This window comes from Pseudoflavonifractor phocaeensis (assembly GCF_016901735.1).
Taxonomy (GTDB): domain Bacteria; phylum Bacillota; class Clostridia; order Oscillospirales; family Oscillospiraceae; genus Pseudoflavonifractor_A.
The window spans coordinates 1-15,273 of sequence record NZ_JACLZC010000072.1 but is presented as its reverse complement, the minus strand read 5'-3'; the positions used below and the strand labels follow the sequence as shown (position 1 = coordinate 15,273).

13 protein-coding genes and 1 other annotated feature are annotated in these 15,273 nt (G+C 62.4%); of the genes, 3 read left to right on the top strand and 10 right to left on the bottom strand.

Annotated features, from left to right (window positions below; all coding sequences use genetic code 11):
- From H7U37_RS12815 to H7U37_RS12790, 6 genes are all read right to left on the bottom strand, one after another.
- Nucleotides 1–1,125: PSP1 domain-containing protein (locus H7U37_RS12815; protein ID WP_204876252.1), on the bottom strand; the 1,125-nt coding region annotated here is incomplete at its 3' end.
- A 120-nt stretch (nt 1,126–1,245) separates the two neighbouring features.
- On the bottom strand, nt 1,246–2,238 hold the full coding sequence (locus tag H7U37_RS12810) for a DNA polymerase III subunit (RefSeq protein ID WP_204876251.1): 993 nt from the start codon (nt 2,236–2,238) through the stop codon (nt 1,246–1,248).
- A 6-nt stretch (nt 2,239–2,244) separates the two neighbouring features.
- Nucleotides 2,245–2,568: a cyclic-di-AMP receptor gene (locus H7U37_RS12805; RefSeq protein ID WP_204876249.1), complete on the bottom strand. Its 324-nt coding sequence runs from the start codon at nt 2,566–2,568 to the stop codon at nt 2,245–2,247.
- Between the two features lie 18 nt (nt 2,569–2,586).
- Entirely contained in the window at nt 2,587–3,951 is a 1,365-nt protein-coding gene (locus H7U37_RS12800) for an aminotransferase class I/II-fold pyridoxal phosphate-dependent enzyme (RefSeq protein ID WP_204876248.1), read from the bottom strand.
- Nucleotides 3,952–4,238: 287 nt separating this feature from the next.
- A complete protein-coding gene (lepA, locus tag H7U37_RS12795) occupies nt 4,239–6,047 on the bottom strand; it encodes a translation elongation factor 4 (RefSeq protein ID WP_204876246.1) in 1,809 nt (602 codons plus the stop codon).
- A gap of 24 nt (nt 6,048–6,071) precedes the next feature.
- Nucleotides 6,072–6,776: a helix-turn-helix domain-containing protein gene (locus H7U37_RS12790; protein ID WP_204876244.1), complete on the bottom strand. Its 705-nt coding sequence runs from the start codon at nt 6,774–6,776 to the stop codon at nt 6,072–6,074.
- A gap of 243 nt (nt 6,777–7,019) precedes the next feature.
- Between H7U37_RS12790 and pta the strand changes: the two genes are divergently transcribed.
- Nucleotides 7,020–8,000 carry a phosphate acetyltransferase gene (pta, locus tag H7U37_RS12785; protein ID WP_204876242.1) on the top strand — a complete coding sequence of 327 codons (981 nt, stop codon included), beginning with the start codon at nt 7,020–7,022 and terminating at the stop codon, nt 7,998–8,000.
- Nucleotides 8,001–8,096: 96 nt separating this feature from the next.
- On the opposite strand, the gene H7U37_RS12780 is transcribed toward pta, so the two are convergent.
- Nucleotides 8,097–8,963 carry a YhjD/YihY/BrkB family envelope integrity protein gene (locus H7U37_RS12780; RefSeq protein ID WP_204876240.1) on the bottom strand — a complete coding sequence of 289 codons (867 nt, stop codon included), beginning with the start codon at nt 8,961–8,963 and terminating at the stop codon, nt 8,097–8,099.
- A gap of 129 nt (nt 8,964–9,092) precedes the next feature.
- Nucleotides 9,093–9,356, bottom strand: coding sequence for a 30S ribosomal protein S20 (gene rpsT / locus H7U37_RS12775; protein WP_204876239.1), 264 nt, complete (start codon nt 9,354–9,356; stop codon nt 9,093–9,095).
- A 145-nt stretch (nt 9,357–9,501) separates the two neighbouring features.
- Here rpsT and gpr point away from each other — a divergent pair, with 145 nt between their 5' ends.
- Nucleotides 9,502–10,401: a GPR endopeptidase gene (gene gpr, locus H7U37_RS12770; protein WP_204876237.1), complete on the top strand. Its 900-nt coding sequence runs from the start codon at nt 9,502–9,504 to the stop codon at nt 10,399–10,401.
- Between the two features lie 195 nt (nt 10,402–10,596).
- On the top strand, nt 10,597–12,081 hold the full coding sequence (locus H7U37_RS12765; protein ID WP_204876236.1) for a M23 family metallopeptidase: 1,485 nt from the start codon (nt 10,597–10,599) through the stop codon (nt 12,079–12,081).
- Between the two features lie 482 nt (nt 12,082–12,563).
- Here H7U37_RS12765 and H7U37_RS12760 read toward each other — a convergent pair whose 3' ends face one another.
- Nucleotides 12,564–13,994 carry a glycine--tRNA ligase gene (locus tag H7U37_RS12760; protein ID WP_204876234.1) on the bottom strand — a complete coding sequence of 477 codons (1,431 nt, stop codon included), beginning with the start codon at nt 13,992–13,994 and terminating at the stop codon, nt 12,564–12,566.
- Nucleotides 13,995–14,052: 58 nt separating this feature from the next.
- Nucleotides 14,053–14,265: a binding site (T-box leader), on the bottom strand.
- A 46-nt stretch (nt 14,266–14,311) separates the two neighbouring features.
- Nucleotides 14,312–15,273: amino acid--tRNA ligase-related protein (locus tag H7U37_RS12755; protein ID WP_338049833.1), on the bottom strand; the 962-nt coding region annotated here is incomplete at its 5' end.

The following is a 15,273-nucleotide window of genomic DNA, read 5'->3' as shown; positions in this document are numbered from 1 at the left end:
GGGCGGACGTTCGCCCTTGGGAGCCTCGGGCGTCTTGGGCTTCTGGGGGGGCTGCTGGCCGTCCCCCGGCGTCTGGGGAGCGCCCTCCTTTGCCTTGGCCCGGCTCCGGCTGCGGGTCCGGGCGCGGCGGCGGGCGGCGGCGCGTTCGCTCTCCTCCCCGTGGTCCCGGCTGCCGATGGGACCGGACAGCGAGAGTCCCTCCAGCGCGGCGGAGAGCCGGTCCTCCTCGGTCTGGGGCGCGGGGGCGCTGGCGGCCCGGAGCTTGGCCAGCTCCTCCGGCGGCGGGGCCACATAGCCCTCGGGACGCTTGCCCTTGCCGTTGCGCACCACCCGGATCTCACAGCTTTGATAACACTTGGGGGCCTCGGTGGACTCCTCCAGCTTGACCTTGACGGTCTCCTTCAAAAGATTGACCTGGGCCACGGTGCCTACCCCGTCGGGGGTCTCCACAAAGGATTCCGCCTTGGGCAGACGGCTGGCGGCGTCCTCGTAGGCGTCCTGCTCGTACTTGAGGCAGCACATCAGCCGCCCGCAGGTGCCGGAGATCTTGGTGGGGTTGAGAGACAGACCCTGGGTCTTGGCCATCTTGATGGAGACGGGCTGGAATTCGTCCAGCACGCCGCAGCAGCAGAAGGGCCGGCCGCAGATGCCCAGCCCGCCCAGCATTTTGGCCTCGTCCCGCACGCCGATCTGGCGCAGCTCGATGCGGGTGTGGAACACGCCGGCCAGGTCCTTGACCAGGGCCCGGAAGTCCACCCGGCCCTCGCTGGTGAAGAAAAAGAGGATCTTACTGCCGTCAAAGCTGTATTCCACCTCCACCAGCTTCATATCCAGGCCGTGGCGGGCGATTTTCTCCTGACAGATGCGGAAGGCCTTGGCCTCCTTTTCCTTGTTGGCCCGAAGGGTGGCCTGGTCCTCCTCGGTCTCCAGGCGGAGCATGGGACGCAGGGGCTGGATGATCTCGGTTTCGTCCACCATGGTGTTGCCCATGACGCACTCGCCCCGCTCCACGCCCCGGGCGGTTTCGATGATGACTCCCTGGCCGGGCGCCACCTGGACGCCGTTGGGGTTAAAATAGTATTGTTTTCCGCCGCTTTTGAAGCGGACGCTGATGATCTCGATCATTTGGATAATCCTCGATTGTGTCAAAATGATGGGGATAAGACAAGCGGCCAGAAAAGCCGTCTCCGCCGGAAGCGCCGGACAGAGAAAGCCCTTATGGCCGTCCATTTGGGAAAGTGGGGATCAAAGACCGCCGGAGAGACCGGCGCACAGCCAGCCGGCCAGATGTCCGCCGCCCACATAGAAGCCGCAGGCGGCGCGCAGCCGGTCCAGCAGGGCGATATCCTGCAAAAGACGGGCGGGGGCGCGTCCTCTGGCCAGGGCCAGGGCGGTATCCCGCCGTTCGGGGTCCGGTTCGTCCCAGCTGCCGCCGGGCCGGACCAGGGCGTCCCGCAGGAGAAGAATCTCCTCATCCAGCAGGGCGGTCAGGGCCTCCCGGTCCCATTTTTCCAGCCCCACACACAGCTCCGCCAACGTCAGCTCGTCGCCGGCGGCCAGCGCCTGTCCCAGCCGCAAAGCGGTCTGACGCAGGGCGTCCCGCGCCTCGCCGTCCTCCTCCAGCAGCCGGACGGCCCGGCCCAAAATGCCCTCGCACCGCCGGGCGGCCTCCTCCAGCTCCTCCCGGGGGCGCTGGGGAAAGCGGAGGCGGAGAAAGGCGGCGGCCTCCTCCACCGTGACGGGGGAGAGGGACAAAACCTCGCACCGGGAGCGCACGGTGGGCAAAAGGGCGCCGGCGTTGTCGGTGAGCAGCAGGAAAGCGGCATAGGACGGCCCCTCCTCCAGCAGTTTGAGCAGGGCGTTCTGGGCGCTGGGGTTCATGTTCTGGCCGTCCTCCACGATGTAGACCTTGCGGGGGGCTTCGTTGGGGCGGATGTAGGCGTCAGCCCGCAGGGCGCGGATCTGGGCCACGGAAATACCTTTCACACCCTCGCCCCGGACCCACTGGATGTCGGGGTGGATGCGCTCTCTGGCCTTCCGGCAGCCGGGGCAGTGTCCGCAAGGCGTCTCGCCGCCGCCGGAGCAGACCAGCGCGGCGGCCAGCAGACCGGCCAGGGTATGCTTGCCCACTCCGGCAGGCCCGCTGAGGATGTAGGCGTGGGAAAGGCCGCGGCGGGCGGTCTGCAAGTCCAGCTGCCGCTTGAGTGGGGCGTTGCCCGCCAAAGCCTGGAGATTCATCGGGACTCAGACCCGCTCGAAGCGCTCAATGTCCACCACAAAGATGGTGGCGCCTCCCACCACGACCTCCACCGGCATGCTGGGATAGTAGCCGTAGGTCATTTCCGCGGTGGTGGGGATCATCTGCTTGCGGCTGTGGGACTGCTCTTTGATAATATCGATCACAGTCTGGACCTTCTCCTCGTCCACACCCACCAGGATGGTGACGTTGCCCGCCATCAGGAAGCCGCCGGTGGTGGCCAGCTTGGTGGAAGAAAAGCCGTTGCGGGTCAGCGACTGGGTGACCGCGTTGGCGTCGTCATGGTTGATGATTGCAAGGATCAGTTTCATTCAGTATCCCTCCTCGGATCAAAGACCGCCGCTCCGTCCGGCCTCACACAAAAGCCCGGGACGGACCACAAGCGTGTCTTTCTCCATATTATAACCTATTTGCGCCAGATATGCGATAGTTTTTTTCGTAACAAGCTCCCCGGGCGCGATCACGGGCACGCCGGGCGGATAGGGGGCCACCTGGGCGGCGCAGACCCGGCCCTCGGCCAGGCGGAGGGGCAGGGACTCCACGGAGGAGAAAAAGGCCTCCCTGGGCCGGAGGACCGCCTGGGGCTGGGGGGGCGTCACCGGCGCGGGAAGGGACAAGGGCGCGGGCCGGCGGGACAGCACCTGATCCAGTCCCCGGGTAAGGCGGTCCAGCGCCTCTTTTCCGTCGGCGCAGGTGAGGATAAAGACTACATGGCGGATATCGGCCATTTCCGGATAGATCCCCAGCTTCTCCAGCTCTTTTTTGACGGAAAAGCCGTCGTCACACCGGAGGACAAACCGGGTGGGGTCCAGCAGAGCGTCCCTGGGGGTGAGGGAAGGGTAGCGCTGCCGCAGGAGAGCCGTCTGGGCGGCGGTCTCCACATAGTCCAGCCCCAGAGGACCGGATATCAGCGCCTCCCGGACGGCGTCCAGCGCGGCCATTATGGGATAGGAGGGGGAGGAACTGCCGTACACGCTGCCGGCCCGGCACAGCTGGGCCAGAGAATAGCCGTTGGCCAGCAGCACCGCCGCCTGTCCCGGCGCGGGGAGGGTTTTATGGGCGGAGAGGACCGCCAGGTCGGCGGCGGCCAGCTCGGAGATGCCCAAAAAGGGGAAGTGTGCCCCGTGGGCCCCGTCCACCACCAGCTTGGCCCCGTGCCGGCGGCACACCTGGGCAATGGCGGGCAGATCGGAGCGAACCCCGTAATAGGTGGGGGAGGTGAGAAACACCGCCCGGATGTCGGGGCGGTCGGTGAGCGCCCGGTCCACCTCCGCCGGGTCCATGGGGCCGGGGACGCCGGCCACCTCCAGCCAGGGCCGGAAGAGATAGACCGGCTCCAGGTCCAGCAGCACCAGGGCGTGGTAGGCCGAACGGTGACAGCCCCGGTCCATGAGCACCGCGTCTCCCGGCCGGCAGGCCAGGGTCAGAGCGGTGAGCACCCCCTGAGTGGAGCCGCCGGTAAGGAAGAGACATTCCTCCACCCCGCAGACCTTGGCCCACAGGCGCTGGGCCTCCACGATGGGACCTTCCCCGGCGAAGAGATTACCGGTAGGGGGCAATTCGGTAAAATCCAGCTCCGCCGCCGGGGAGAACTCGGCAAGGGGCAGCTCTTTGCCCTTATGGCCGGGCATGTGCATCCGCAGCGGGTTGGTATCGGCGAAAGCCCGCAGGGCGGTATAGAGTGGGGTAGACATGAAAACCACCTTGTTTTTTAAATTTGCCCTGGGCGGGATTTTTGCCCTCCGCGGGCGGCGCCAGGCCCTTTTCCCGAAAAGGGCCTGGACCAAAAGGGGACAAGGGGGGATACCCCCCTTGTCAATCCCCCAGGTGCGCCGAAACCGGGTTAAAACAATGACCTTGTACCCGCAGTTGGCACCTGATTGATTGATTCGGTTTTGCAGGACTTACCAGTCAGGCGCTGAATGGAAGCTTTCTTTGCCTACTTTCTTTCTCGAAAGAAAGTAGGGCGAAAGAAAGGAGGTTATTCTTCGTCCAGTTTGAGTACGGCCATAAACGCCTCGGTGGGGAGCTGGACGGAGCCCAGGGAGCGCATCTTTTTCTTGCCCTCCTTCTGCTTTTCCAGCAGCTTCTTTTTGCGGGTGATGTCTCCGCCGTAGCACTTGGCCAGCACGTCCTTGCGCATGGCCCGCACGGTCTCACGGGCGATGACCTTACCGCCGATGGCCGCCTGCACGGGCACCTCGAAGAGCTGACGGGGAATGTTGTCCCGCAGCTTTTCGCAGATGCGCCGGGCCCGCTTATAGGCCTTTTCCCGGTGGGCGATAAAGGAGAGAGCGTCCACCTGCTCGCCGTTGAGGAGCATATCCACCTTCACCAGGTCGCTGGTACGGTAGCCCTCCAGCTCGTAGTCCAGAGAGGCGTAGCCCTTGGTGTTGGCCTTCAAAGCGTCGAAAAAGTCGTAGATGATTTCATTGAGGGGCATGGAGTAATGAATTTCCACCAAATTGGTGTCCAGATACTGCATATCCTTAAACTCGCCCCGGCGGTCCTGGCACATGGGCATGATGTTGCCCACATAGTCGGGGGGCGAGATGATGGACACCTTGGCATAGGGCTCCCGGGCCTCCTGGATGACGGCGGGGTCGGGATAATTGTGGGGGTTATCCACATGGACCACGCTGCCGTCGGTTTTGGTGATCTCGTAGATAACCGAGGGGAGGGTGGTCACCAAATCCAGGTCGAATTCCCGCTCCAGCCGTTCCTGGATGATCTCCATATGGAGCATTCCCAAAAATCCGCAGCGGAAACCGAAGCCCAGAGCCACGGAGGATTCCGGCTCGAAGGAGAGAGAGGCGTCGTTGAGGCGGAGCTTTTCCAGGGCGTCCCGCAGGTCGGGGTACTTGGAGCCGTCCTCGGTGTACACGCCGCAGTAGACCATGGGCTGCACCGGCCGGTAGCCGGGCAGGGCCTCGGCGGCGGGACGGTTGGCCTCGGTGATGGTGTCGCCCACCCGGGTGTCCTTTACGTTTTTGATGGAGGCGGTAAAATAGCCCACCTCGCCGGCGGAGAGGCAGCCGGCGGGCTCCATGCCCAGGGGACGGAGATAGCCGCACTCAATGACGTCATAGACGGCGCCGGAGGCCATCATCTTGACCTTCATACCGGTGCGCACCGTGCCCTCCATGACGCGGAAATAGACAATCACGCCCCGGTAGGCGTCGTACTGGCTGTCGAAAATGAGGGCCTTGAGAGGGGCGTCGGGGTCGCCGTTGGGGGCGGGGATATTTTGGACGATATCCTCCAGCACCGCCTCCACGTTGATGCCCATTTTGGCGGAAATCTCGGGGGCCTCCAGGGCGGGGAGGGCCAGCACGTCCTCAATCTCGTGCTTGACCCGCTCCGGGTCGGCGGCGGGCAGGTCGATCTTGTTGACCACCGGCCGGATCTCCAGGTCGTGCTCCATGGCCAGGTAGGTATTGGCCAGGGTCTGGGCCTCGATGCCCTGGGCGGCGTCCACCACCAGAATGGCGCCCTCGCAGGCGGCCAGAGAGCGGGAGACCTCATAGTTGAAGTCCACATGGCCCGGCGTGTCGATGAGATTAAGCTCATACTCCTGGCCGTCCTCTGCGGTGTAGTTCAGCTTGACCGCCCGGGCCTTGATGGTGATGCCGCGCTCCTTCTCCAGGTCCATGTTGTCCAGCAGCTGGGACTCCATCTCCCGCTGGGAGACGGCGTTGCACAGCTCGATGAGCCGGTCGGAGAGGGTGGATTTGCCGTGGTCGATGTGGGCGATGATGGAAAAATTACGGATTCTGGACTGGTCGCTCATAAAAACCTCCAAAATGAGACAGGATTATTTCAGGCTGTTGCGCCGGTTGTCCAACAGGGTGTTGATGCGGGTGTCGGTGCCGTGGACCACCTGGAAGAGGGACTGGTACAGGACGGGATAGTTGGCGGAGAGGGCGTCATGGTTCATGGGCGGAAAGGCGCCCTTGTCCTTGCGGTGCTGCTCCAAGGCGTCGATAAAGGTGATGCGGGTGGCGGCCATGTCGGCGGTGGTGACGCCCGAGCCGAAGGCCAGCGGGGAGACGGCGAAAAAGTCCTCGTTTTCATTGCCGCTGGCCCGGAACATATAGCGGAAAATGGCATAAATCGCGGTGGACAGGTACTCGGCCGCCAGCTTGATGGCCGACTTGGAGCCGGTTTTGCCCAGCAGATCGAAGAGCAGTCCCAGGGAGTTGACCAGCAGCTTTTTGTTCAGCGTGGCCACGATGCTCCCGTGGAGTACGTTGTCCTTTTCGGTGGAGGCGTCGTAAAGCTCATCCGCCGAGACGATGGTGGAGCCGTCCTTGGTCAGCGTACGGCCCAGCAGGAAATCCGCCGATACGTTGTAGTAATCACAGGCCCGGGTGACAAAGGCCAGGCCCGGCTCCCGGACGCCGTTTTCATAGTGGGACAAAAGGGCCTGACTGATTCCCAGATCCTTGGCCGCGGCACGCTGGGAGATCCCTTTTTCCTGGCGGAGGAGGGAGAGACAGCGCGAAAAATCAGAATGCATGATCGTGAACACCTCATGAGTCAAAATATGGGGGTAAAAGAAATGCAAAACAAACCAAAACCATTCCAAAACAGTGAGTAAAGTATAAAGGATAGAATACAAAAAGTAAAGAACAAAAATAGGAAAATATTCTGTTTTGGGACTGTGATTTTTGGTTTTTGTGATGTATAATGTTCCTATCCAGCAATATCGCGGGAAAAGAGCGATATAACATCAATCAATTTACAGACGGAGGCACCTATTATGTTTGGCAAACTCATCGACAAGCTGAAAAAGCACCCCAAGAAGATCGTATTCACCGAGGGTACCGACCCTCGTATCCTGGAGGCCAGCGCCCGCCTGCTGGCCGGCACCTGGCTGACCCCCGTGCTGGTTGGTAATGAGGCTGAGGTCAAGCACGCCGCCGAGGAGGCCGGCTACAACATCCGCGGCGCCGAGATTATGGACCCGGAGAACTATCCCGAAATGGACGAGATGGTCAAGACCATGGTGGAGCTGCGCAAGGGCAAGATGACCGAGGAGCAGTGCCGCGCCAGCCTGAAGATGGGCAACTACTTCGGCACCATGCTGGTCAAGATGGGCAAGGCCGACGCCCTGCTGGGCGGCGCCACCTACTCCACCGCCGACACCGTCCGCCCCGCCCTCCAGCTCATCAAGACCAAGCCGGGCAACAAGATCGTCTCCTCCTGCTTTATCCTGGTCCGCCCCTCCGTCACCGGCGGCAACGACGTGCTGGCCATGGGCGACTGCGCCATCAACATCAAGCCCTCCGAGGACGACCTGGTGGAGATCGCCATTGAGACCGCCAAGTGTGCCCGCATCTTCGGCGTGGACCCCCAGGTGGCCCTGCTGTCCTACTCCACCCTGGGCTCCGGCGCCGGCGAGGACGTGGACAAGATGCACAACGCCACCGCCAAGATTCGCGCCGCCGCCCCCGACCTGCCGGTGGAAGGCGAGCTGCAGTTTGACGCCGCCGTGTCCCCCCGTGTGGCCCAGACCAAGTGCCCCGACTCCAAGGTGGCCGGTCACGCCAACACCTTCATCTTCCCCGACATCAACGCCGGCAACATCGGCTACAAGATCGCCCAGCGTCTGGGCAACTTCGACGCCTACGGCCCCATCCTGCTGGGCCTGAACGCCCCCATCAACGACCTGTCCCGCGGCTGCAACGCCCAGGAGGTCTACTCCATGGCCATCATCACCGCCGCCCTGGTGGATATGTAAGCCGCTTTTTCCCCAAAACAAGACCGGACGCACCAAAAGAGCTTTCCGCTCTCCGGTGCGTCCGGTTTTTTCGCTTATGTTGGATGGAGCCGGGCGCTAGTCCCGTTCCCGCTTGAGCTTTTTGAGGTAGCGCATCTTTTTGTGGCGGTACCACACGCAGTTAAAGACATTGCCCAGAATAATGATGTTGCCGCACAGATAAAGCCACACCAGCAGGATAATCAGAGAGCCCAGGGAGCCGTAGATAAGGGAGTAGCGGGAAGAGAGGCCGATGAACCAGGAAAACAGGGCCGAAGCGGCCACAATGGCCACCGACGCCAGCACCGCGCCGGTGAGGACCGGCGGACGTGGCTTTCCCTTGGGCGCGGCCATGCGGTACACCACCAGCACAAAGAGGAAGAGCATACAGAAAAAGAGCAGAAAGCGCATCCACTGCCACTCCCAGGGGAGGGAAAATTCCTGTAAGTGAAAGAAATCCATCAGCAGATGGAAGAGCCACTCGCCGGTGAGCAGCACCACAATGGACAGGTAAATGGTGGCCAGCAGCAGCACCGAAAAGACCACGCTGGCGACGATCTGCCAAACGCCCTGGTAGCTCTGCCGGCCATAGAGCTCTTCCATCACGGTCATCAGCCCCCGAAAGGCCGCCGAACCGGCAAAGAGGGCCATCATGACCCCCGCCACCAGCAGGGCGCTGGATTGATTGTGGGAAATATAGTCCAGATATTCGGCCAGCACCGCCATGGTCTCGTCAGGCAGCACCGAGTCCGCCGCCATCAGAATGGCCCCCACATCCAGATCCAGCAGGCCCACAAAGGCGTTGACACAGATCAAAAGGGGGAAAAAGGACAAGATCAAAAAGTAGGCCAGCTCCGCCGCCGCCCGGGAGACGTGCTTTTCAAAATAGAGCTCCACCATCTCCCGCACGAAGCGGACCGGCGGCAGTTCCCAAACTTGCTTCACGGCTTGTCCCTTCTTTCCCCGATGTTTTGGCAGCACAAGTATAACATATTTTTCCAGTTTTTACAAGCTGGGTGAAAGAAACAAAAAACCGCCTGCGTTGCAGGCGGTTCTTTCGACCACATATGCAGATCAGGCCAGCTGGTTGAGCTTGATGGTCATGGCGCTCTTCTTGCGCGCGGCGTTGTTCCGATGCAGCAGACCATGGCCCACAGCCTTATCGACGGCCTTGACAGCCACCTTGTAAGCGCTATCGGCCTCGCTGCGGTTGCCTTCGGCCACCGCGGCCTCAAACTTCTTAATGTCGGTCTTGAGCGCGGATCTGGCGGCCTTGTTCTGCATGGCCTTGGCGGAGTTGACCAGGACACGCTTCTTGGCAGATTTAATATTCGGCAAACCAAACACCTCCTCCGATGACGATTTGGACAGTACGTCCATGCAGATTTATATTTTAACAGTGAAAGGGGAAAAATGCAACTGTTATTTTGAATTTTCCAGAAAAATTTTTCATCTCTCCTCCGGGAGGGAGAAGGAGGGCGCTATGGAGACGACGCGGCGGACCGACTTGGCGGTGGAGGCGCGGCAGATCTGGTCGGAGGGCGGACAGGGGGAATTGCCCGGCGTGACGGTGCGGACGGGCAGCCGGTCCGGGTATGAGGTGACCACGGTGGAGATTCTGGACCAGGAAGGGGCTGAGGCCCTGGGCAAGCCGGTGGGGAAGTATGTGACGGTGGAGCTCACCGGCCTGGCCCAGCGGGCGGAGGAGGCCTTTCCCCGGGCGGTGGAGACGGTGTCGGCCGAGCTGCGGGCTCTGCTGCCGCCGGGAGAGGGGACGGTGCTGGTGGTGGGACTGGGCAACCGGGCCATCACGCCGGACGACATCGGCCCGGGCGCGGTGGACGCGGTGCTGGTGACCCGCCATCTGGTGGAGGGGGAGCCGGTCCATTTCGGGGACTTTCGGCCGGTGGCGGCGCTGGCGGCGGGGGTCATGGCCTCCACCGGCATGGAGAGCGGCGAGTTGGTGGGGGCGGTGGCGGCCCGGCTCCACCCCTGCTGCGTGGTGGCCATCGACGCCCTGGCGGCCCGCAGCGTCAACCGGGTATGCACCACCGTACAGCTCACCGACACCGGCATCGTGCCCGGCTCCGGGGTGGGCAACGCCCGGGCGGCCCTCAACGCCGGTACCCTGGGGGTGCCGGTCATCGCGGTGGGGGTGCCCACGGTGGTGGACGGGGCCACATTGGCGGCCGACCTCCTGGAACGGGTGGGGGGCGGCGGCCCGGACGTCCGGGCCCTGCGGGAGGTGGGCGGCGGACTGATGGTCACCCCCCGGGACATCGACCAGCGGGTGGCCGATCTGGCCAAGGTCATCGGCTACGCCGTTACCCTGGCCCTCCAGCCCCGTCTGACCCTTTCGGACCTGGAACTGCTGCTCAGTTAAACGGCCCCGGTTACAAGTCTGAAGAATTTTATTGCACTTTTACCTGGGATAATGACCCTGAAATTTGGAAATGGGGGTTGACTTATGGATTAAATGAGTGTAAGATAGCGTTTGTAACCGAATTGTAATTTTTATTTACCGTTCTGTCATAACCCGCAGGGGGGACGGAGCCGTTTTTTCAGGAGGTCCCATTTCATGGACGAAATTCTGCATCAGCCCTTTTCCGGGGCGGCAGCCGCCCAGCCGGAGCTGCCCCGGTACCGTCAGCGCACCGCCCTGGAGGTGCGGGCGGAGCGCTTTTTCCAGGAGCACGCCGGGCTGATCCGGCGGCTGGACCGGCTCCACGCCAAGCTGGAGCGGTTCAACCCCATGAGCTTTTTGGCGCTGGCCACCATCGTGGGGGTGACCGCGGTGGTGGGCACCGTCTACACCCCCTGCTACCAGGTGGCCATGGACGGCGTCCCCCTGGGCGTTGTGGCCACCCAGGAGGAATTCCAGGCGGTCGTGACCCGGGTGGAGGAGCGGGCCTCCGACATTCTGGGCTACCCCTACACCATGGACGGGGAGGTCACCTACGAGCTGGCCCTGGCCAAGAAGGAGGCGGTCCCCTCCGCCGCCAGCTATGAGCCCTACCTGCTGGACCGGATCGGCGAGGTCATGAAGAGCTACGTCCTGTCGGTCAACGGCCAGGTGATCGGCGCCGCCGAGAACAAGGCCGCGCTGGACGCCGTTCTGGAGGGCATCAAGTCCTCCTACGAGACGGAGAACACCATTGAAAGCGGCTTTGTGGATCAGGTATCCATCACCCGCGAGTATATCGCCTCCACCGTGGAGCAGGATGTGGACAACATCACCGCCGCCCTGACCGCCAACACCAACGGCCAGACCACCTATACCGTGGTGTCCGGCGATACCTTCTCCGACATCGCCAACAACAACGGCATGACGGTGGCCGAGCTCCAGACCCTCAATCCCGGCGTGGACATCAACCTGCTGATGATCGGCCAGGAGCTGAGCGTCAAGGAGGAGATCCCCGCCCTGTCGGTGCGCACCGTGGACGCGGTGACTTATACCGAGGCCATCCCCTACGAGACCCAGCAGGTGGAGGACAGCTCCATGTACGAAGGTGAGAGCAAGGTCATCCAGGCCGGCGTGGAGGGCAGCCAGCTGGTCAACGCCGACATTACTTACATCAACGGCAAAGAGTCCAGCCGGGACATCACCGGTATTACCGTCACCTCGGAGCCCACCGAGGCCATTGTGGCCGTGGGCACCAAGGAAAAGCCCACCTGGGTGGCCACCGGTTCCTTCCGCTGGCCGGTCTATGGCCGCATCACCTCCAGCTATGGCTACCGCTCCATCTTCGGTTCCTACAGCCTCCACCGCGGCATTGACATCGCCTGTTCCTACGGCACCAGCATTGTGGCCGCCGACGGCGGTACCGTCACCTTCTCCGGCTGGAATGGTACTTACGGCAAGCTGGTGGTCATCGACCACGGCAACGGCAAGGTCACCTATTATGCCCACAACTCCAGTCTGCTGGTTTCGGTGGGCGACAAGGTCGCCAAGGGCGAGACCATCGCGCTGGCCGGCTCCACCGGCCGGTCCACCGGCACCCACTGCCACTTTGAGGTCCATGTGAACGGCCAGCTGGTCAATCCCCTCAACTATCTCCCCTAATCATTGATGATGATGGAAAGAGCGTCAGGCATGAAACACCTGACGCTCTTTTTGCATTTTGTTTTGCCCTGCGCGGGCGCCGCAGCGTAAAGAAAATGTGCCGGCGGCACATTTTTAGCGGAGGCCGAGCGGCTATGCCGCGAGGAGGGAAGCAAAGGCGGAATCGTTTTTCGATTCTCCACGGGAACGGCCCTGCGCGGGCGGCGCCAGGCCCTTTTCCCGAAAAGGGCCTGGACCAAAAGGGGCAAAGGGGGGATACCCCCCTTTGCATTCCCCCAGGTGCCGCCGAGACCGTTTGGGTGACTGTTACCCCCTACCCGCAGGTGTTCCATTCTTCCTTTCTGTGCGCTCCACCGCCCTCTGTGTGCTATATGTGTCTTGTAGGGGGCGCACATTGTGCGCCCCGCGTCTATGCACAACCTACCAGTTGAGCGCTTTATGAAAGCTTTCTTTGCCTACTTTCTTTCTCGAAAGAAAGTAGGTTAGAAGGCGACGCGCTGGGCGATATAGGCTTGCACCTCGCTGATGGGGATACGGACCTGCTCCATGGAGTCGCGCTCACGGATGGTGACGCAGTGGTCGGCCTCCTCGGTGTCGGAGCCCACGGTCTGGAAGTCCACGGTGATGCAGAAGGGGGTGCCGATCTCGTCCTGACGGCGGTAGCGCTTGCCGATGGAGCCGGCGTCGTCGTAGTCCACCATGAAGGACTTGGACAGCTGCTCCTGGAGCTCCTGGGCGGGGCCGGCCAGCTTCTTGGAGAGGGGCAGCACGGCGCACTTGAAGGGAGCCAGAGCGGGATGGAGGCGGAGGACGGTACGGACGTCATCCTTGCCGTTCTTGTCCTGACCCACCACTTCCTCGTCGTAGGCGTCCACCAGGAAGGCCAGAGTCACGCGGTCGGCGCCCAGAGAGGGCTCGATGACATAGGGAATATAATGCTCGTTCTTCTCCTGGTCAAAATAGGTCTGGTCCTTGCCGGAGGTGGTCTGGTGGGCCTTCAGGTCGAAGTCGGTGCGGGAGGCCACGCCCCACAGCTCGCCCCAGCCGAAGGGGAACACGAACTCAAAGTCGGTGGTGGCGTTGGAGTAGTGGGAGAGCTCCTCGGGGTCATGGTCGCGGAGACGGAGGTTTTCGTCCTTCATGCCCAGGGAGAGGAGCCACTTGTGGCAGAAGTCCTTCCAGTAGGCGAACCACTCCAGCTCGGTGCCGGGGGTGCAGAAGAACTCCAGCTCCATCTGCTCAAATTCGCGGGTGCGGAAGGTGAAGTTGCCCGGGGTGATCTCGTTGCGGAAGGACTTGCCCACCTGGCACACGCCGAAGGGCAGTTTTCTTCTGGTGGTGCGCTGCACGTTCTGGAAGTTGACGAAAATGCCCTGGGCGGTCTCGGGACGGAGGTAAACGGTGTTCTTGGCGTCCTCGGTGACCCCCTGGAAGGTCTTGAACATCAGGTTGAACTGGCGGATGTCGGTCCAGTTGAACTTGCCGCAGGTGGGGCAGGCAATCTGATGCTCGTCGATAAAGGCCTTCATCTCGGCCTGGCTCATGGCGTCCACGCTGTGACCCAGGTCGAAGCTGTGCTCGGCGCACCAGTCCTCGATGACCTTGTCGGCGCGGAAGCGCTCCTTGCACTCTTTGCAGTCCATGAGGGGATCGGAGAAGCCGCCCACATGGCCGGAGGCCACCCAGGTCTGGGGATTCATGAGGATGGCGGCGTCCAGGCCCACATTATAGCGGTTTTCCTGGACGAACTTCTTCCACCAGGCCTTTTTGACGTTGTTCTTCAGCTCCACGCCCAGGGGGCCGTAGTCCCAGGTGTTGGCCAGGCCGCCGTAGATCTCGCTGCCGGCGAAGATGAAGCCGCGGCCCTTGCACAGATTGACAATCTGCTCCATGGTCTTTTCGGTGTTCTTCATATGGTCTCAAACTCCTTTGTCTGGTTTTGATATAGAAAAAAACGCCCTGAGCCCGAAGGCTCAGGGCGGATCTTCTCCGTGGTGCCACCTGAATTCGGAACGGACACGTTCCGCGCTCTCACCCGGTAACGGCGGGTCCTTTCAAACCGGCGGAGCATTTCCGCTCCGCGACTCACGGGCGCCTTGGGCGGGACCGTCGGGAGCCTTGCACCGGCCGGCTCCTCTCTTGGGTCCGGGTATTCCGCCTACTCTTCCCGGTCATCGTCTTTCAATGGGCGTATTCTATCACCTTTTGACCCTTCCGTCAAGGCGGATTCTTACTCTTCCTCCAGCTTGGTGCACACGATGTTCAGCTCGTTGAGCTGGGCGTCGGTGACAAAAGAAGGAGCACCCATCATCAGGTCCTGGGCGTTCTTGTTCATGGGGAAGGGGATGATCTCACGGATGGACTCCTCGCCGGCCAGCAGCATGACCATGCGGTCCACGCCGGGGGCGATGCCGGCATGGGGGGGCGCGCCGTAGGTAAAGGCGTTGTACATGGCGGGGAACTTGGCCTTCACGTCATCCTCGCCCAGTCGGACCAGCTGGAACGCCTCGATCATGATCTCGGGGTCATGGTTCCGGACGGCACCGGAGGACAGCTCCACGCCGTTGCACACCAGGTCGTACTGGAAAGCGGTGATGGTCAGGGGGTCCACCTCGCCGGCGGCCGCCTTCTTGAGGATCTCAAGGCCGCCGTTGGGCATGGAGAAGGGGTTATGGCAGAACTCCAGCTCGCCGGACTCCTCGCCGATCTCGTACATGGGGAAGTCCACAATCCAGCAGAAGGCATACTGCTCCTTGTTGAAGTGCTGGGGCGCCAGGGCCACCACCTGCTTGATAAACACGCCGGCGGTTTTCTGGGCGGTCAGCTTCTTGCCGGCGGTGAGGCCCACGAAGGCGCCGGGCTGGAGGCCCAGAGCGTCGATGACCTGCTGCTTCTTGTCCTGGAGGAACTTGGAGATACCGCCTACCAGCTCGCCCTTCTCGTCCAGGCGGAACCAGTAGACCTTTTCCCCGGCCTGCACCTCCACGTCGGCGCACAGCTTGTCGATCTGCTTGCGGGTGGCGGTAAAGCCGGAGACGGGCACCGCCTCAACGGTGTTGCCCGCAAAGGGACCAAAGCCGCAGTCCGCCAGCAGGTCGGTGGCGTCGGTGAGGGTCAGGTCGATGCGCAGGTCGGGCTTATCGGTGCCGTAGGTCTCCATGGCCTGGGGGAAGGGGATGCGCAGGAAGGGGG